Source organism: Paenibacillus sp. MAH-35 (assembly GCF_058135425.1).
In genome coordinates this window covers 15210-33611 of sequence record NZ_JBYUPU010000030.1, presented here as the reverse complement: position 1 = coordinate 33611, position 18402 = coordinate 15210, and the positions used below count along the sequence as shown (strand labels likewise).

14 protein-coding genes are annotated in these 18402 nt (G+C 55.5%); 2 read left to right on the top strand and 12 right to left on the bottom strand.

Translation table 11 applies throughout. From position 1 onward, the window contains the following. Positions 1–106 precede the first annotated feature (106 nt). The 7 genes from metH to AC3Y2E_RS24705 form a co-directional block, all read right to left on the bottom strand. Positions 107–3547, bottom strand: coding sequence for a methionine synthase (gene metH / locus AC3Y2E_RS24735; protein WP_379215165.1), 3441 nt, complete (start codon positions 3545–3547; stop codon positions 107–109). A 224-nt stretch (positions 3548–3771) separates the two neighbouring features. After that, positions 3772–4569, bottom strand: a complete 798-nt coding sequence (locus tag AC3Y2E_RS24730; RefSeq protein ID WP_379215163.1) for an HAD family hydrolase — start codon at positions 4567–4569, stop codon at positions 3772–3774. Positions 4570–4594: 25 nt separating this feature from the next. After that, the gene (locus AC3Y2E_RS24725; RefSeq protein WP_379215161.1) at positions 4595–5110 is read right to left on the bottom strand and encodes a hypothetical protein; all 516 of its coding nucleotides are present in this window, start codon (positions 5108–5110) and stop codon (positions 4595–4597) included. A 16-nt stretch (positions 5111–5126) separates the two neighbouring features. After that, the gene (locus tag AC3Y2E_RS24720) at positions 5127–5333 is read right to left on the bottom strand and encodes a DUF896 domain-containing protein (protein WP_190924816.1); all 207 of its coding nucleotides are present in this window, start codon (positions 5331–5333) and stop codon (positions 5127–5129) included. 229 nt (positions 5334–5562) lie between these two features. After that, the gene (locus AC3Y2E_RS24715; protein ID WP_379215158.1) at positions 5563–5949 is read right to left on the bottom strand and encodes a LysM peptidoglycan-binding domain-containing protein; all 387 of its coding nucleotides are present in this window, start codon (positions 5947–5949) and stop codon (positions 5563–5565) included. Between the two features lie 110 nt (positions 5950–6059). Next, on the bottom strand, positions 6060–9014 hold the full coding sequence (locus AC3Y2E_RS24710; protein ID WP_379215156.1) for a hypothetical protein: 2955 nt from the start codon (positions 9012–9014) through the stop codon (positions 6060–6062). A 192-nt stretch (positions 9015–9206) separates the two neighbouring features. Then, positions 9207–10598 carry an extracellular solute-binding protein gene (locus tag AC3Y2E_RS24705; RefSeq protein WP_379215154.1) on the bottom strand — a complete coding sequence of 464 codons (1392 nt, stop codon included), beginning with the start codon at positions 10596–10598 and terminating at the stop codon, positions 9207–9209. A 348-nt stretch (positions 10599–10946) separates the two neighbouring features. Here AC3Y2E_RS24705 and lexA point away from each other — a divergent pair, with 348 nt between their 5' ends. Beyond that, positions 10947–11570 (top strand): transcriptional repressor LexA, encoded by a 624-nt coding sequence (gene lexA / locus AC3Y2E_RS24700; RefSeq protein ID WP_190924826.1) that lies wholly within the window; start codon positions 10947–10949, stop codon positions 11568–11570. Between the two features lie 193 nt (positions 11571–11763). On the opposite strand, the gene AC3Y2E_RS24695 is transcribed toward lexA, so the two are convergent. Next, positions 11764–13308 (bottom strand): hypothetical protein, encoded by a 1545-nt coding sequence (locus tag AC3Y2E_RS24695; RefSeq protein ID WP_379215151.1) that lies wholly within the window; start codon positions 13306–13308, stop codon positions 11764–11766. 258 nt (positions 13309–13566) lie between these two features. Here AC3Y2E_RS24695 and AC3Y2E_RS24690 point away from each other — a divergent pair, with 258 nt between their 5' ends. After that, on the top strand, positions 13567–13824 hold the full coding sequence (locus AC3Y2E_RS24690; RefSeq protein WP_379215149.1) for a hypothetical protein: 258 nt from the start codon (positions 13567–13569) through the stop codon (positions 13822–13824). A 95-nt stretch (positions 13825–13919) separates the two neighbouring features. Here AC3Y2E_RS24690 and glnA read toward each other — a convergent pair whose 3' ends face one another. The 4 genes from glnA to hflX form a co-directional block, all read right to left on the bottom strand. Beyond that, on the bottom strand, positions 13920–15257 hold the full coding sequence (glnA, locus tag AC3Y2E_RS24685; protein ID WP_379215147.1) for a type I glutamate--ammonia ligase: 1338 nt from the start codon (positions 15255–15257) through the stop codon (positions 13920–13922). A 15-nt stretch (positions 15258–15272) separates the two neighbouring features. Beyond that, entirely contained in the window at positions 15273–15683 is a 411-nt protein-coding gene (locus AC3Y2E_RS24680; protein WP_190924832.1) for a MerR family transcriptional regulator, read from the bottom strand. A gap of 80 nt (positions 15684–15763) precedes the next feature. Further along, entirely contained in the window at positions 15764–17017 is a 1254-nt protein-coding gene (locus AC3Y2E_RS24675; RefSeq protein ID WP_332073641.1) for a methionine gamma-lyase family protein, read from the bottom strand. Between the two features lie 2 nt (positions 17018–17019). After that, the gene (hflX, locus tag AC3Y2E_RS24670; protein ID WP_379215143.1) at positions 17020–18336 is read right to left on the bottom strand and encodes a GTPase HflX; all 1317 of its coding nucleotides are present in this window, start codon (positions 18334–18336) and stop codon (positions 17020–17022) included. Positions 18337–18402: the final 66 nt, after the last annotated feature.

Below are 18402 nucleotides of genomic sequence, written 5' to 3'. Positions count from 1 at the left end.
CGCTTTTGTACCGGCACGCCCAAAAAAGCCCGGCGCTTTCTTACCAGAGAGCGCCGGGCTTTTATTTGGATTTGTTTCTGAAAGCCCGCCTTCCGACGGATGCGGCTTAAGCCTTGTCTACGTTAAAGTAACGCGCCTCAGGATGGGCAAACACCATTGCGGAAACAGACGCCTCCGGTTCCATCATGCAGCCTTCGGTTAATTCCACACCGATATCCGCCGGACTCATCAGACGGAACAGCGGCTCCTGATCTTCCAGATTCGGACATGCCGGATAACCGAACGAGACGCGGATTCCCTGGTATCTCGCTCCCCACCGCTGCTGCATCGTCAGCTCCGGCGAATCCGGATAGCCCCACATATCGCGCATCATATGGTGCAGACGCTCGGCGAAACCTTCCGCCAGCTCAATCGCAAACGACTGCAGCGCATGCGAGCGCAAATAGTCGCCCTTCTCCTTCATCTCTTCCGCTCTCGCCCGGATGCCTTGGCCCGCTGTAACGACGAGGAAGCCGACGTAGTCCATCGTGCCGCTCGAGACCGGCTTCAGGAAGTCCGCCAGACACAAGTACGGCTCCACCTCCTGACGCGGGAACGAGAAGCGGTGCAGCACGACGCTCGTATCCGCCGGATCGTAGATCAGAATATCGTTGCCCTCCGACTGGGCCGGGAAAAACCGGTACATCCCGTTCGCCGTAATGAGGCCGTCCGCCTTCGCTTCCGCGAACAGTTCGTCGACCGTCGCCTTCAGCTGCACCGCTTTCGGATTTTTCTCCTCCAGCAGCTTCTCCACCTTGCCGCGCAGCCCCAGATGGTGGCCGAGCAGCGTCTGCATATTCACATACGGGTAAATATAGTCGATCGGATAATCCCTCAGTACGTGCCGGTCCAGATCCGGCGGAATGTATACCGGCACATCCTGCGACACGGACGATTTCGCAGCGCGAGTCAGCTTGACGTCTTCAGCCGCTTTCCCCGACTCCATCACGACCGAATCCATGCTGTCCCGCAGCTCCTGAATCAGCTTCTGGCGCTGCTCGGTATCGCTCAGCTTGTTGGCGATATCGAGACCGTCCATCGCGTCCTTCGCGTACAGCACCACGCCGTCGTACTCCGGTGCGATCCGCGTCTTCGTGAACTTGCGGGTCAGCGCCGCTCCTCCGACCAGAATCGGCACCTCGATGCCCGCCGCGCGAAGGTCCTGAGCCGTAATGACCATCTGCTGCGCCGATTTGACGAGCAGCCCCGACAGTCCGATCGCGTCCGGCTTCTCTCTCCGGTACGCTTCGATCAACTGCTCGGGCGGTACCTTGATCCCGAGGTTGATGATCTGGTAGCCGTTGTTCGAGAGGATAATCTCGACGAGGTTTTTGCCGATGTCGTGCACGTCGCCCTTGACCGTGGCGAGCAAAATCTTTCCTTTCACCGCGCTCTCGGAACGCTCCATGAATTGTTCCAGGTAAGCGACGGACGCTTTCATCACCTCGGCGCTCTGCAGCACTTCCGCGACGATCAGCTCGTTGTTGTTGAACAAACGGCCGACCTCTTCCATCCCTTTCATCAGCGGTCCGTTAATGATCTCAAGCGGCGCATACTTCTTCAGCGCTTCCTCCAGATCGGGGATCAGACCTTCCTTCGTTCCTTCCACCACGTAAGAGCCGAGACGTTCTTCCAGCGACAGGTTGGAGATTTTTTCGCTTTTCTCCACCTTTTTCTCCCGGAAATGCGCGACAAACTCCGCCAGCGTCTCATCAGTCGTATTGTAGATCAGATTTTCCGCCAGGCGCCGCTCTTCCTCGGGAATCGAAGCGTATCTCTCGAGCTTCTCGGTGTTGACGATCGCATAGTCGAGACCGGCCTTCGTACAATGGTACAAATAAACGGCATTAAGCACTTCGCGTCCCGCATCCGGAAGACCAAACGAAATATTGCTCAATCCGAGAATCGTCTTACATTCGGGATACTTCTCCTTGATCAGCTTGATGCCTTCAATCGTCTCCACGGCAGAACCGATATACTGCGGGTCCCCGGAACCGACCGGAAACATGTTCGGGTCGAAAATAATATCGTGAGGCTTCAGCCCGTAACGGTTCGTCAACAGATCGAAAGCGCGGTCCGCCACTTCCAGCTTGGCCTGCCGGGTTACGGCCTGACCGCGTTCGTCGATCAGGATCATAACGACGGCAGCCCCGTACTTATGAATGAGCGGAACGATGCTCTGGAACTTCGACTCCCCATCCTCCAGGTTAATCGAATTGATGATTGCCTTACCTTGCGAATACTTGAGACCCAGCTCGATGATGTGATCGTAAGTCGAGTCGATCATAAGCGGAGCTTTAACTTTCTTCACGACGAACTGCAGGAAGTTCTCCATCGCATACGCTTCGTCGATATCCGTATCCTGCAAGTTGATGTCGATGACGTGCGCCCCGTTTTTCACTTGGGCGCGAGCGATTTCGGAGCCTTCCTCGAACTTGCCTTCTTTTATTAAACGTTTGAACTTCCGCGATCCGGAAATGTTCGTGCGCTCCCCGACCATGATCGGCCGATTTTCGTCTTCCAGGTATACCGTCTCGATGCCGGAGACAGCCGCCGGATGATTGCCGTACGTGGTGCGCGGTTGGATGGCGCTCATCGTCTCGGCGATCGCCCGGATATGGTCCGGCGTCGTTCCGCAGCAGCCGCCGGCGATATTGATCCAGCCCTGCTCCGCAAAATCGCCGAGCTTCTTCGCCAGCGAAGCCGGCGACTCATGGTAATGCCCGTTCTCGTCCGGCAAGCCGGCGTTCGGGTAACAGCTTACCGCCGTGCCCGCAATCCCCGACAGCGTCCGGATATGGTCTTTCATAAATTCCGGTCCCGTGGCGCAGTTCAGTCCGACCGACACCGGATTCAGGTGCTCGAGCGAGATGTAAAACGACTCGATATTTTGACCGGCCAGCGTCGTTCCCATCGGCTCGATCGTACCGGAGATCATAATCGGCAGCTCGATGCCTGTCGTTTCGAACGCTTGGCGAATCCCGATGCTGCCCGCCTTTACGTTCAGCGTATCCTGCGACGTCTCCAGCAGCAGGGCGTCCACACCCGCTTCAATAAGCGCAACCGCCTGCTCGTAATAGCTTTCTATCAAACCTTCGAACGTAACGCCGCCGGTAACGGACAACGTCTTCGTCGTCGGACCCATCGCACCTGCCACATACCGCGGCCACTCCGGCGTCGAATATTTATTGGCCGCTTCCACCGCCAGCTTCGCAGCCGCGAGATTGAGCTCGCGCGAACGCTCGGGAATGTCGTACTCGGCCAGGACGACGCTCGTCGTGCCGAACGTGTTCGTTTCCAAAATGTCCGCGCCCGCTTCCAGATACGCTTCGTGAATTTTGGAGATAACATCCGGACGTGTAACCGACAATATCTCGTTGCAGCCTTCCAACTCTTCCCCGCCGAAATCGGCAGCGGTCAAGTTTTCCTGCTGCAGCATCGTCCCCATCGCGCCGTCCAGTATTAATATTTTATGCTTGAGCCGTTCCGCCAAAGCTTGTTTGTGCATACGCCCACTCCTTATCTGTACCGTACATACCTGATAGTCTACCAGATGCCGCACGTTTTCGGAAGAGATATATCCATAGGTTTCTTATCGGAATTAAAGTGCTTATCCGAAATGTACGAAATCCGCCGTTCTTTATGGCCCATCCTATCACAAAGGAACCCGCCGCTCTCTTGCGAGAAAGCAACGGGCCTGTCTATTGCGCTTATGCATATGCCGGCGATGGATCAGCCGCGCAGTTCCTCCAGTACGTTGCGGATGCCGTACAGGCTGTCGATCTCGTAAGCAGGAATAATGTCGTCGTTACGCTCCACATGATGGCGGTTGATCCAGACCGACTTCATGCCGACCCCGTTCGCTCCCAAAATGTCCGTAGTCAGCTTGTCGCCGACCATGATGCCTTCTTCCGGACGAATCCCCAGCCGTTCCATCGCATGACGGAAGATCGAAGCGGCCGGCTTGCCTTCGCCGAACGCCCCGGAAATGACGATATGATCGAAATAGCCGGCGAGCTCCGGCACCCCGGCGAGCTTCTCCTTCTGCAGGTCGGGAGAACCGTTCGTGAGCAGCAGCAGCTTGTACTTGCCTTTCAGCTCATCGAGATAGGCGAACGTCTCTTCGTATACGATCGGCCGCGCTCTTCTCTCCTCGGCGAACTTGTCCCCGAGCTTGCAGCCGAATTCCGGGTCGTCAATTCCGAGCGACTTCAGACCGCCCGTCCAGGCGGCCGCCCGGTATCCCGGAGCGAGCTGCTCCAGCTTGCGGAATTGTTCTTGTTCGCCTTCGGTGAAGTTGGCCCATAACCCTTCAAACGGGTTGATCCCGATTCGTTTCGTGAACGGAAACGTTTCGTACGATTCGTATAAAGCGCGAGCGCACTTCCGGACCTCTTCCTCCAGACGGGCCGGATCTACCGGGTGTACGTTGGCCGCCGCCTCGCACGTCGCCTGGAACGCTTCCTTGACGCTCCGGTCGTCCCACAATAATGTGTCGTCCAAATCAAACAATACCGCTTTGATCCCCACGTGTGCTCTCTCCCCTGTATATCGCTTAAGCCGCTTCTTCTTTATAAGATATGCCGTTAGTCTCCGCAAACTTTCTAAGCCGGGCCGACAGCGCCGGTATGTCGTACAAACTTTGGAACTTGGACAGCACCCATCTGGTTTTCTTGCCTTTCATCTGGATCGCGATGCTGCCGCGCTGAACGGAGATCTCCTCGATCTCGTCCGCTCCGAAAAACTTCTCGATGCCGAGCCGGCGTGTGGACAGTTTGTTTCTGCCAACCTTTACATAAGGTCTGCGCAAAAAGTACATAACGCCCAGCACCAAATACCCGAGTACCGTTATCCAATAAAACGATTGCGTCTCGGCCAACGTGGAGGAAACTACGGCGAAGAACAGGGAGCAGGCGACGAGAAGCGCCGGCAAAAACCAGCTTCTTCCTTTGAACACGTCCATCTGCTCCTGGTCCGCCGCTACCGAGATAGGCTGAGCGCCCGTCTTCTTCCGCCGCTGATTCAGCTGTTTGCTGTTTTTCTCTACCATCCGCTCCCACTTACGGGACATGACTGAATCCTCCGTTCTAATGACGCTTTTTATCGGTTTCGTTCGGTTGATCCCCATCAACGAATTCAATCGAATCGAGCTGCGCCCGAAGCGACGTCTTAAACGCTTCGATATAACGCTTGCGCAGCTCGGCGCGTTCCTGAACTTCGTTTTCGGTCAGTCCGACGGTGTTCGCCTTTTTCGCCAGTTCATTAATGCGGGCGATCATTTGTTCGGTTACCATACGCGTGTTCGTCCTCCTCGTGTCGGTTATCTCTTACTTTGACATGCGCAGGATACGGTTGTCAAGAAAACCGGGACGAAACGGCAAATAACCCGGAGCGTGCAGCTCCGGGCGTAATAGATCGATTGGATATTAGGGGAGAAGCATGAAGCGTAAACAGTCGTTGGGCCAGAATACCAGCCGGACAGCAATAACGCATAGTATACGAACAGAACAAAGCCCGGCATCGTTACTTCGGCAATTGAAGAACTTGGCCTGGAATCAGCGTCGATGAGGTCATCCCGTTCGCCGTCTTCACTTTCCGTATATAATCGCGGATGTCTTCCCCTTGCCGGACATGCTGACCGGCGATCGACCACAAGGTATCTCCCGGTACGACGGTGACTTCTTCCTTAATCTGAATGGCGGCAGCCTGCACTTCATTGTTCCCCGGCCATTCCAGGAATAACGCTCCGAGACCGAAGCAAGCAAGCATAACAAGCGCGGCGGCAGCCATGCGCAACCGGGTGCCGGAGGATGCTTTCTTCTTGTTCGCATCGCTGTCCGGATTTGCCCAGATCGATTTATAAGAACCTTGGTGCAGCACAGTACGGTGGAAAGTGGTAGACGACATCATCGAAATGACCCCCCAAACATTTGTTCTGTTCTCAAATTAACACGAACACACATTCGTGTCAACAAGAATTTCGAACAAGTGTTCGTAGTTCATGTTCGCACTTCGTTCCCCTATTCCTCGTATTCCGCGAACAGATCGATGGTCGCATACGCGTCCGCCGGCAATCCCGGCGAAACGCCGTTCAGGCGGATTCCGATAGTATCTCCTTCCTCGAACGCCGCATCCGGAGCGAACAGGACCGCGCCCGGCTTCAGCGCCGGAGAAGGACTGGCCAGGCCGCCGATCCAGAGCGCCCCGTTTTTCCATACCTCAAATACGAACGAGCCGGCCGCACTAGACGAATGAAACAAGACGATGTATCGCAGCAGCTTGCCGTCGCCGGGCATAACGTACGTCTGGGAAGGATGTCCCCCCTCTCTCTGGAAGGCAGCGCCCGGGCTCGCTGTCGCCAACTGACCGATATAATAGTGGAGCGTTCGCTTCTCTTTATCCGCCTTGATCCAGCGCGTTCCGTCCCAGACGACGATCCGGTTCAAGCTTTCGTCGAAATAGGCGAAGCCGGGCTCGTTCTGGAACGCTGCCGGAGCCGGACGGCTCGCCGTCGGTCCTCTGCGTCTTGCCATCAGCGTGCTTTCCGAGACATGATGGCTTTTCAGCATCGCGTAAAATTCAGGGGCGACCGGTGTTCCGATCCCTGCGTAATAATCGATGATTTCTTTCGACAGCGCCGTGTTCAGATGGTTGTGCAGCAGCTTATGGTTCACATCGATAAAATCGTACCGCGCCACCAGGTCCGGCCGGCTCGTTCCATCCAGAACGGGCGCGTGAATCGTACAATGGAGAAAGGAGACGCCGTGGTCAACCGACGTCGAGTACAGCAATTTGCCGTCGTCGACCGCGTCGGCCTTCAGATGGCAGTTGTCGAACACGATCCGCCCCCGCATCCGGCCGCCTTCATAAGCATCCAGACAATTGACGGTGCACCCGCTGAAGGACACGTCCGCGACGCTGCCTTTAAAGTGGCCGAAGAAATCTCCGCAGTTTACAAATTCGAGCTTCGGATACAGCGCGTACGAGTCCTCATAGGCGGCGGTCGCGAGCGCGTTTAACAAAAAGTTGACATGGGTCGTCGACTGTGAGGTTTGAGCCGGAACTTTCTCCGACTGAATATTAACAAACGACATGCGGCAGTTCGGGGTGACACGGCTTGCGTCGTATCCGCCCGGCTTGCCCAGATGGAAGCTGAGCGGATTCGGAATTTCCAGCATACGGACGCCCTTCTCCCGGCCGACGACGGTCACGTCTCTGAACTCGATCGATTGCGGGAAAAACAGCCTTTCGGAGGTGGACGATATTTTGGAGAAAGCGGCAATTTTCATAATCCGGCATATGCCGGTCGGGTTCGGAATGCCGGTATAGTCGAACACGAAGTCTTCGATCTTAATCGAGCGGCCGTATCCGATCGGATATTTATAATTGAAATTGGCCGGAACGCAATGGAGCGCGACCGCTTCCGCCGGTCCGTTCGTGACGATCAGCCTGCACTTGGTGAGCCGGATGCTGCCGTCCCACTTGGCGCCATAATCGACGCGAAAATCGATGAACCGGCTGCCGAACCGTTTCGTATTCTCGATAAACAAATCTCCGCCGCCGGTCAGCGTAAAGCCGCGATACCCGATCTCCGAGTCTTTCACGTACAAGTTCCAGCAGTGGAAATGAACGTCCACCCGGTTCAGGCGGCAGCCTTCGATGCTGAAATTTTTGAACAGGTTCGTGCCGAAGACGCCCCAATGAACCATCCCGCCTTCAGACGTGACGTTGCGGAACGTCGCGTTCAGCACCCTCGCTCCGCCGATCCCGTACGTGCCGGCGGGCACGTCGCGATCCGTCCCTTCGCGGTCCTGCTCCCACGGAATGAGTCTCACGTTCTCCAGCGTAACGTCGAACACATAGTTGAAATAATAAAATCCGATTCGCGGATCAAGCGACGTATCGCTCACCCCCTCCTCCAGCCCGACCCACTGGTTGCGGATGATCGTACGGCTGCGCCGGACCAGAATTCCGTTGTGCAAATAAGCGCCGCCCGCCCCGGGACTGTTGCCCGACATGTAAAAGGTGCCTCCGTCGAGGATCAGGTAGTTATCGTCGCACGGGTATGCGACCAGGCTCGTATAATTGTTGAAGGTCCAGGCAATGTCCCCGATCAGTCGCCCGTGCTCCTCGACATAGAAGAACTCTTCTTTGTTCCAGCCATTGTGATTGTATCCTTGTCTCACCCCGATTTTGTCGTTGCTGTCGGTAATGAACACAAGACAGTTCTTATAGGGAGCCAGCTCCGGGACAAATGTCGTGCCAGGCTTCATTTTGTCTAGAAATGAAGCTTTCTCCGCCGCGTCGAACTGGATATTCACCGTGCTTTTGCGGCTCGTCACCCGGAACCGGGGATTTGATTTGGAGTTCATCCCTTCGTCGATATGAAACTTTGTGTGACCCCAGTTTACATTCGTCTGCACGATAATATCGTTTGTCGCTTTGATCCAGTACTCGCCTGTCAGGTTCTGCACGGGCAAATCACGGGCGTTCGCATATGCATGCGTCCGCTTGATCTGAACCCCGTCGTCGTTAACCCCGTCCCCGACCGCGCCGAACTGCTTGTAGTTCACGCTGTCCTCCGCAAGCAGGATCGCCTGCAGCTCTCCGCTCAGATTCACGACACTGCCCAAGTCTTCCGGCAGGATGCCCGGCTTGACGATGTAGTCCGCGCCGCCGCCGTCCCCCGGCTCGTAATACCCGGCAGTCCGGACGATCATCCCCTCTCTGAGCATCGTCTCGCTTTTCATCTTGGCTATGTTCTCCACATAACGGAAGCGGAACATCGCAAACGGAAAATTCCCCATATCCGGACCGAACCCGTACGTGGCCAAATTTACCGAATCGCCCATAACTCCCTCCTTGATGAACGACTGTCCCGCTACCGCAACACCGGCTCCTCCAAGGGCCGCAAGCAAGCTCCTTCTGGAGATCCGTTTAGGCGGCCGCGCATGTTCTCCGTTCCGTTCTACCATCCCTGTTCCCTCCTCGAATCGATCGTTATCCAGCTCCGACGGAGTGCCTGGTCCCAAGCCGTTCATTCCCGGTTGCCGCAAGCAGGCCGATCGCCGCTACTAGTCCCATTTCCTCATGTGCCGATTCGCCCGCTAACCGGTTATGCCGCCTAATCGGCACCGCCGAATCGTAACTTCGTCATCCCGTGCCTTTTACCCGGGAACTTGCCCTTCCCGCTCCGATAACGCTTCGGCCATACGCTCGCACAGCTCGCGCTCGTCGATCAGATCGGCCCAATAAGCCCGCACATGCTTGAAAATATGCGAATACGACAGCGCCGGGATGCCGAGCGAGGCGTGCGTCCGGTACGAAAACATCATTTCCCGGTACATCGAATATCGGCCGGGCACTGCAAACGCCTTCTTATTCGGGGACGAATCCGCTCCCCAGTGGCTCGGGATGCTGAGCGTGTGGCTGCCGATGTACTGCTGGCCCGGCAGCGACGTGAGGAAGTCGGCAAGCAGCATCGCTTCCTCCGGATGCCCGGTTTGCTTGAGCACTCCCACGCCTTGAGAGATCATCAAAGTGATCGGCTCGTTCATGTAAGGAAGCGGAGACACGTCGTATTCCAGACCGGGAGACTCCTGCCAATCGTTCATTCCCATATAGCTGTTGATGACCATCGACAGCCGGCCTTCCTGAAACATCGCATTGATCTCCCGGTTGTTCTCCGATAAGAACATCGGGAAAAAATCGCGGTTGCTGATGATACTTTTGCACAGTCTCGCCGCGTCCATCAGACGGGAGTGCCGGAGCGATTCCGGGCTGCGGCCTTCCTGCCGGAGATCTTCCCCCGCCTGGAGCCAGAAGAGCGGCCAGCGGTTTTCATTCAGCAAATAAAAGGCGAATCCGAATCTCCCGTTCCCGTTCGTAAGCTCGATGGCGTTGCGGACCAGGTCGTCCCAGGTCCAGCTGCCGTCCGGCTCGGCCAAGCCCCGTTCGCGGAAATGCCGCTTATTGTAACAAAGCACGATCGGGGAAAAGATGATCGGGTACACATAATGCATCCCGCCGTCCTTGAACAGTCCCGAAAGGAACGGGTAGATCTCCCGCTTCTCCGGCAAAGGGGCGAACAGGGGAAGATGACCACTCTCTTTCATCCGCTGAAATTGAAGGTGGTTGATGACGATCGCATCGAATTCCGCCAGCTTCCGCTGGTCGCCCGGTCCGCCGAGATCCGATACAAACGGCACAAACTCAAGCTCGATCCAAGGATAGCGCTTACAAAAAAGCTCGGCGAGTCCGGATAATTTCATGTTGACCTCATCCGTACGGTTAATCCCGACGGTCAGACGAACCGTCTCCCGCTTCGCCAGCACCCGGCTGCCAACCCGCGGGATCTTCTCGATCCAGCCTTCCGCATTCAGTATGTCCAGCCCTTTGCGCACCGACTTGTTGCTTAATCTGAACATCTTCGCCTGCTCAAGCTCCGAAGGCAAGTAGTCGCCGGTTGCATACTTTCCTTCCAGAATGTCTGCTCGCAGCGTCTGTACCATATGATCCAGCTGTTTCTGAAATTGCTCATGCGTCGGTTTTTTCTTCAATCACCGGTCCTCCTTTGCTGCACCGTATATCTCCCCCTACATCGGCCTTATCCCATCCGGAACACCTCCTCTCCTTCTGCGGTCGGATCTGATGTATATAACAACTACAATAACATACATTACAGAATGCTATAATTGTTATATTTTTCTTGATTTCATTATAAAATGGCCCAATATAGGAGTCAACGATATCATGTACACTACAAACGAATACTTTATATACATCAGAACGACATGTTACCGGATGGTTGAATTGTTCAAGACCTATACTCGAACTTATGTTTGTACGAACTCGAGTTCTGTGGTATAATTTACCCATATAAAATGTCCGTAATGGGAGTGATGATCGTGAGCAAGGTTTCCAATCGCCAACAAGCGATACTGGAATTTATCAAGAACGAAGTACGCGATAAAGGCTACCCGCCTTCCGTAAGGGAAATCGGCGAAGCCGTCGGGCTTGCGTCCAGCTCTACCGTACACGGTCATTTGGACCGGCTCGAGAAGAAAGGTTACATCCGCAGAGACCCGACCAAGCCTAGAGCGATCGAGGTGCTCAGCGCCCATGACGAATCCGCCTCCGTATTTTCCTTCTCGATTGCGCGTGTACCGGTAGTCGGCAAAGTAACGGCAGGTATGCCGATTACGGCAACCGAGAATATCGAAGAGTATTTCCCGCTTCCGAGTCATTTCGTCGGCGACCACAGCGTATTCATGCTTCGCGTCGTCGGAGAAAGTATGATCGAAGCCGGCATTCACCATAACGACTACGTTATCGTTAAGCAGCAGCCGACCGCGAACAACGGCGATATCGTCGTCGCCATGACCGAAGATGACGAAGCGACCGTCAAGACGTTTTACAAGGAGCGCGACCATATTCGGCTCCAGCCGGAGAATCCGTCTATGGACCCGATTCGTCTCCGCAACGTAACGATCCTGGGGAAAGTAATCGGATTGTTCCGCGACATTCACTAAGTCTCATGTTGGCTCGCCCCTCTTACGGGACGAGCCATAATCCGTACGCCAAGAGAGCCCTGCCGGATATCCGGTCAGGGCTCTGGCTGTCTAATCGCACTGACAGCTGTCTTGCGCACCTTGTATTTCGTGATACATGCGCTGTCCGGCCGCAGCCAGATCCCCACGACCGGCTCGCTCGGGGTAGCGGGGATCAGTGTACTTTCAAGATCGCATAGCCATGGCCGGCAGTAATACTGAAGGTAATGCCGTCGCTGTCTACTATATCGTTATGAAGCGTAAAGTTTACGTGATCGATCACAGATACGGTTTTCCCTATATGTTCGGGGAGCTTGAGATTCGCTCCGGTAACGGGGACGTGGTAATCGATGTACACATATGTATCTTTGTCGTCTTGAACTACGCTTAGATTGGTGGCTTGCCCCGCCTCAACCGGCGACAAGTAGTTCCGGTATCCCATGAACGTTTTGTAGTCCCCGGCATTTAAGATCAGTCCGCTCATCGCGATCGGATAGCTTTTCCTCGTGCTGCGCATATCCCAGCCTCTCGATGTTTGAGCCGCCCGATCGGCGTTTTTGCTGTTCGTTTTGTCGACGATATATCCCATTGTAAAACCGACCTTCCCCAACCCGCTGCCGTCCCGCAGCCAGTCGACATATCGGTTGGGAGGCTTGGCCGGGTCAGCATAATCGGATGGGCCATATACGAGATTCATACTGTAACCGGTCATATCCACTATATTTTGAAAATCCTGCCCGCTTTTGATCTTCACATCCGGCATATAACGGCTGAGCGTATGACCGGACAAACTCATCGGCATCGACTGCAGAAAGCCGCAGTCCATGACTTGCAGCTTCTGCAAAGCCTTGAAGTTATGGGAGATATGACAGCGGCCGCCCTTCCTGAACGTATACACGATCGAGAGCCGAACAGCCCCCGCTACCGAATCGTTCACATAACTCACTCCCGGATGGGATTGCGCGAAATCTATGATCGCCCTATAGTCCATAATGCAATAAGATTCGTGCACCTTCAGAACTGTACCCGAGAACATCCCGTCCTCCGTAATTTCCTTGCCGTCCAGCAAATATTGCACCTTTATGTTGTTGATGGACGGATAGAGCTGAGCCCCCGGTACAAGGACGCTGACGTTCACCGGCTGTGTATGGACGGCACCGCTTACAGGAGTGAGATCTTGCCCGGGTTGGGCAAGCAGAGCGGATACGATCCCGTTCGTCACCGTATACGGGCACCCCCATGTAAGATGATCGCCGTTTACGTCCAGCAGCGTGTAGGTTGTCGTACCATCCGTCCATTGCGATCCCAGATCGTCCGCCGTTTTGTCGTGTCCGGCCATGGACACCTTCACTACACACGTATACCCGTGGTTCGCCCCTACCGTATTGAATGTACGAACAGGCGTAATATCGTCATGGTTGGCATGGATGATCTCAGGCCCGATTCGAGTCCGGATAAAGTTAAAGCTGCCATTTCGGGAACCGCTCCGCGACGTCTCGATCGTAATCGTATGTGCATCGTCAAAGCGGCTTGAGATATGAAAAAACTCCCCGCTTTTGGTCACCCAGATATCCGCGCTCGAATCAACCAAGCCGGCAGCAGATACGGGTACGGCGCTCGTCGACGCTAACCCGCCGCCCGGACGTATCGCTTCATTACCCGCAGAAGCCGAGCCATTCCCTGTTTTTGTACTCATTCCTGATGAATCGGTCCAACTCATTCGTTCGTTTACCTCCATCCACAGGGGCTCCGATTACTCGGGCGAGATGTTGCGTCAGAGTTCATCGTAACATGGGAATATCGGCTTGTGTACTGTATTCCTGATCACTTTTCCAGCATATCCGATCCGCTCCCCTGTTTCATCGAGCCCTATCCCCCTGCGAGCTGGGCAACCGCCGTGTCCCCCCGGGGCTTCTCTTCGTAAACTGTCGTTGCGGGTTAGGATCGCCGCAGAATTGACCAATAGGAGAGAGATGACATGTCTAAGGAGATTCAAATAAATTCAGGCAGACGCGTGTCTCCGGCCACGCAGAGAAGGATTAGAAGAAACGCCCTGCGTCTGGTAGGAAGAGTTGTTGTCGTGCGGACCTTATTTAATACGTTTACCGGCTGTTTGGTAAGTGTCGGGGCCAATTCGATCCGCTTGCGCGTCTATAGCGGTGTAAACCGGGTATTTATTACGATCCGGATTCCGATCGGCATCATCCTGGACATTTTCCGGTTCCGGTGCCGTTGATCTTCGCGTGATGCAAGTCCATGCACGAGTTGCCGCGAAAGGCCGCCGCCACAAAGAAAATCCCCGCCGGCTCACGCCAAACGGGGATTTCTCTATTAATACAACGTCATATACTGATCGCGTTCCCAAGAGTGAATCTGGGTCCGATACATATCCCACTCGATTTCTTTCAGCTCGATAAAGTGGGTGAGCGCATGCTCGCCCAAAGCTTCGCAAATCACTTCGTTATTCATCAGCTCGACGATCGCCTCGTGCAAATCGGACGGCAAGCTCGGAATTCCTTGTTCTTCACGCTCTTCTTCGGACATGACATAAATGTTGCGGTCGGTCGGAGCCGGCAGCGGAGTTTTGTTCTTCACCCCGTCCAGACCTGCTTTCAACATGACAGCCAAAGCCAGATAAGGATTTGCCGCAGGGTCCGGGTTACGCACCTCTACCCGTGTGCTCAGTCCGCGGGAAGCCGGAATCCGGATCATCGGGCTGCGGTTGCTCGCCGACCATGCGACGTAACAAGGCGCTTCGTAGCCCGGTACGAGCCGCTTGTACGAGTTGACCGTCGGGTTTGTGATCGCCGCGAAGGCGCGGGCATGCTTCAGCACGCCGGCCATGTAGTGACGAGCCGTGGTGCTGAGGCCGAGCTTGTCGCTCTCGTCGTAGAACGCGTTCTCGCTGCCTTGGAACAACGATTGGTGGCAATGCATACCGGAACCGTTCACCCCGAACAGAGGCTTCGGCATAAAGGTAGCATGCAGTCCGTGCTGGCGGGCGATCGTCTTGACGACGAGCTTGAACGTCTGGATCTGGTCGGCCGCTTTAACCGCGTCGGCATATTTAAAGTCGATCTCGTGCTGACCCGGCGCCACTTCATGGTGCGATGCTTCGATCTCGAAGCCCATTTCCTCCAGCGTCAGAACGATCTCGCGGCGGCAGTTCTCGCCAAGGTCGGTAGGCGCCAGATCGAAGTAACCGCCCTGGTCGTTCAGCTCCATCGTCGGATTGCCTTTTTCATCGGTCTTGAACAGGAAAAACTCCGGCTCAGGCCCCACGTTCATCGCCGTGTACCCCATCTCGGAAGCCTCTTCCAGCGCACGCTTCAGAATGCCGCGCGGGTCGCCCGGGAACGGACGTCCGTCAGGCAAGTACACGTCGCAGATGAGACGGGCAACGCGATCTTCCGTGACCCAAGGGAAAATAACCCACGTATTCAGATCCGGATACAAATACATATCGGATTCTTCGATCCGCACGTAGCCTTCGATCGAGGAACCGTCGAACATCATTTTATTGTCGAGCGCCTTCTCCAATTGACTGCGCGGAATCTCGACGTTTTTGATCGTGCCGAGCAAGTCGGTGAATTGAAGACGGATAAAGCGGACGTTTTCTTCTTTGGCGATGCGTAAAATATCTTCCTTCGTATAATGCGGTTGAGACACGGAATAATTCCTCCTTTATTTAGTAAAAAAACGGGACAGCTCCCCTTGGATGAGGGAAACCTTGCCGCGGCGGTTGCCGGTCAACAGATCCTGTTTCAACATTTTGTGCAGCTGGGAATCGGACAGTTCCTTGCGTTTTACCTGCGTCTCGTCCGTGATGACCGTCGCCTCTTCGGAGTCCTTATTCACCGGATTAAGCACTTGCTTAATACCCGCGATGTTGACGCCCTTCTCGATCAGCGCCTTAATCTGGAGCAGACGTTCAACGTCGTTAAATGAAAATAAACGTTGATTCCCGTCCGTCCTGGCCGGAACGATCAGCTCATGCTGCTCGTAGTAGCGTATTTGGCGCGCAGTCAAATCGGTCAGTTTCATGACGCTTCCGATTGCGAATAAAGCCATGTTGCGGCGAATTTCGTCGCTCATTGTACACCACTCCGACATGTAAAGGATATAAGTTCATTGTACATATCGAACATAAACATGTCAATGCGTGTAAGGTTTAATTACAACAATCCTTTATTCATCATATTGGAAAGGGCCATCACGACGCCCCACTTGACATGAGCATAAGTGAGTCCGCCCTGCATGTATGCAATGTACGGGGAACGGATCGGCGCGTCTGCGGACAGCTCCAGACTGCCTCCCTGGATGAACGTTCCCGCCGCCATAATGACGGGGTGTTCATAGCCGGGCATCTCCCAAGCTTCGGGGACGACATGGGAGTCGACCGCCGCCGCTTTCTGAATGCCTTGAACGAATGCGATCAGATGATCCGCGGACGTGAACCGGATCGCCTGAATGAGATCGGTCCGCTCATCGTTCCAGCGCGGATGGGTATCGAAGCCGAGCCGCTCGAACATCGCGGATGCGAATACGCTCCCCTTGAGAGCTTGTCCGACAAGATGCGGCGCGAGGAATAGGCCTTGGAAAAAGTCTCTCGTCACCCCGAGCATCGCTCCGACCTCGCCGCCGATCCCGGGAGCTGTGAGCCGGTACGCCGCCAGCTCCACTAGTTCCTTTTTGCCGACAATATATCCGCCGGTCGGAGCGATTCCCCCGCCCGGATTTTTGATCAGCGAGCCGGCCATCAGATCCACCCCGACTTCGGTCGGTTCGGCTTCCTCCGTAAATTCTCCGTAGCAGTTGTCGACGAATATGATCGCAGAAGGAACAAGCTCTTTGACGAACCTCACCATCTCGGCGATTTGGGCGACCGTATAGGACGGTCGCCAGTCGTACCCCCGTGAACGCTGGATGCCGACCACCTTGGGCGGGTCCGTCCTCAGCTTGTCCGCGAGCCGGTTCCAGTCCGGCATCCCGTCCGGGGACAACGCCACTTCATCATAGCGCACTCCCCAGTCCTGCAGCGATCCGGTCCCGTCTCCCGGCTTGCCGATCACTTTATGCAGCGTATCGTACGGCTTGCCGGTCATATACAGCAGCAAGTCGCCGGGACGCAGCAGGCCGAACAGCGCCGTGCCGATCGTATGCGTGCCGGAGACGAAGTGCGGCCGGACAAGGCCCGCCTCCGCTCCGAACACGTCGGCGTATACGAGATCCAGCACTTCGCGCCCCCGGTCGTTATAGCCGTAACCGGTCGAGCCGGCGAAATGATAATCGCTTACTTTATGCTTCTGGAAAGCGCGGATCACTTTCCATTGGTTGTGGTCGACCCGCTTGTCGATCTGTTTCAGCTTCGGCTCCGCAAGCGCTTCGGCTTCCTCCATCAGCGCGCCGATTTTGTCAGGTACGTTCATGTTCAGTAACTCTCTCCCTCTAGCTGTATCGCTTCCTGCGCTATAAAGGCCTGAAGCATATATCCTTGTTTCTCGAATTCGGTTTGTTTCACACGCACGTCAAAGCGGATGTCATCCCCTTCGATTTCCTGCTCCAGCACATCGCCTAGTCTGTAGACGAGCGAGATCAGGTCGCCCCGGGCGGCGGGAATCAGAAACCGCTTCGTCCCGCCCATCAGCTTCTCCTGAATCGAGAGCTTCAGCAGCTCCAGATCCGTCTCCGAGAACGCGGACACCTTCAACGAATCGCCGTCTGCGCTTAGCAGCGCGCCGCTTCCATCCGCCGCCTTATCGATTTTGTTGAACACGGTAATGCGCGGTTTCCCCTGGGCTCCAAGCTCGAGCAGCACTTCGTCGACAACGGCCATCTGCCTTTCTCTCATCTCGCTTGCGCTGTCGACCACGTGCAGGATCAGATCGGCTTCGTTCACTTCCTCCAGTGTCGCACGGAACGCAGCGACCAGGTCATGCGGGAGGTTTTGGATAAAGCCTACCGTATCGGTCAGCACGACTTCCTGCCCGCTGGGCAGCCGCAGCGCTCTGGACGTCGGGTCCAGCGTGGCGAACAGCTGATTCTCGGCGTATACGTCCGCTGACGTCATCCGGTTCAGCAGCGTCGATTTGCCCGCGTTCGTATATCCGACCAGCGCCACCTGGTACACGCCGGTTTTTTTCCTCCGCTCGCGGTGCAGTTCCCGATGCCGTTTCACTTCCTGGAGCGAATGACGCAGCTCGCTGATCCGGTTGCGAATATGCCGCCGATCCATCTCCAGCTTCGTTTCCCCGGGACCTCGCGTGCCGATGCCTCCGCCAAGACGCGACAAATTCACTCCGTGTCCGGACAGCCGGGGCAGCAAGTAGCTGAGCTGCGCCAGCTCCACCTGGAGGAAGCCTTCGCGGGTTTTGGCCCGCTGTGCGAATATATCGAGAATCAGCTGAGTGCGATCGATGATCTTCAGGTCCAGCGCGTGCTCGAGATTGCGGACCTGCGCCCCGGACAGCTCCTGGTCGAAAATCGCCGTATTGGCTCCAAGCTGCACGGCAAGATCGCGCACTTCCTCCGCTTTCCCTTTGCCGATAAACCATTTCGAATCGATCGAGTCCTTTGACTGTACGACCGAATGAAGCACTTCGACTCCGGCGCTGTCGGCCAGACGGATGAGCTCATCCAGCGAATGCTGGACTCTGTCGTCGGATAACCGGTCCCCCTTCAGCACCAGACTGACTACGATCGCTTTATCCAAAGCTTGACCGGCTACTTCGTGAACCGGTGGTTTCATGCCAACACTCCTTCGCAAACCCTCAATTGCATTATTGTACCATACTTCTCCAGTACCTTTCATATA

What these genes read in the sequence shown, in the direction of transcription:
- metH (WP_379215165.1), bottom strand. Translation starts at nt 3,547, where the DNA reads ATGCACAAACAAGCTTTGGCGGAACGGCTCAAGCATAAAATATTAATA.
- AC3Y2E_RS24725 (WP_379215161.1), bottom strand. Translation starts at nt 5,110, where the DNA reads ATGTCCCGTAAGTGGGAGCGGATGGTAGAGAAAAACAGCAAACAGCTG.
- AC3Y2E_RS24720 (WP_190924816.1), bottom strand. Translation starts at nt 5,333, where the DNA reads ATGGTAACCGAACAAATGATCGCCCGCATTAATGAACTGGCGAAAAAG.
- AC3Y2E_RS24715 (WP_379215158.1), bottom strand. Translation starts at nt 5,949, where the DNA reads ATGATGTCGTCTACCACTTTCCACCGTACTGTGCTGCACCAAGGTTCT.
- AC3Y2E_RS24710 (WP_379215156.1), bottom strand. Translation starts at nt 9,014, where the DNA reads ATGGTAGAACGGAACGGAGAACATGCGCGGCCGCCTAAACGGATCTCC.
- AC3Y2E_RS24695 (WP_379215151.1), bottom strand. Translation starts at nt 13,308, where the DNA reads ATGAGTTGGACCGATTCATCAGGAATGAGTACAAAAACAGGGAATGGC.
- AC3Y2E_RS24690 (WP_379215149.1), top strand. Translation starts at nt 13,567, where the DNA reads ATGTCTAAGGAGATTCAAATAAATTCAGGCAGACGCGTGTCTCCGGCC.
- AC3Y2E_RS24680 (WP_190924832.1), bottom strand. Translation starts at nt 15,683, where the DNA reads ATGAGCGACGAAATTCGCCGCAACATGGCTTTATTCGCAATCGGAAGC.
- AC3Y2E_RS24675 (WP_332073641.1), bottom strand. Translation starts at nt 17,017, where the DNA reads ATGAACGTACCTGACAAAATCGGCGCGCTGATGGAGGAAGCCGAAGCG.
- hflX (WP_379215143.1), bottom strand. Translation starts at nt 18,336, where the DNA reads ATGAAACCACCGGTTCACGAAGTAGCCGGTCAAGCTTTGGATAAAGCG.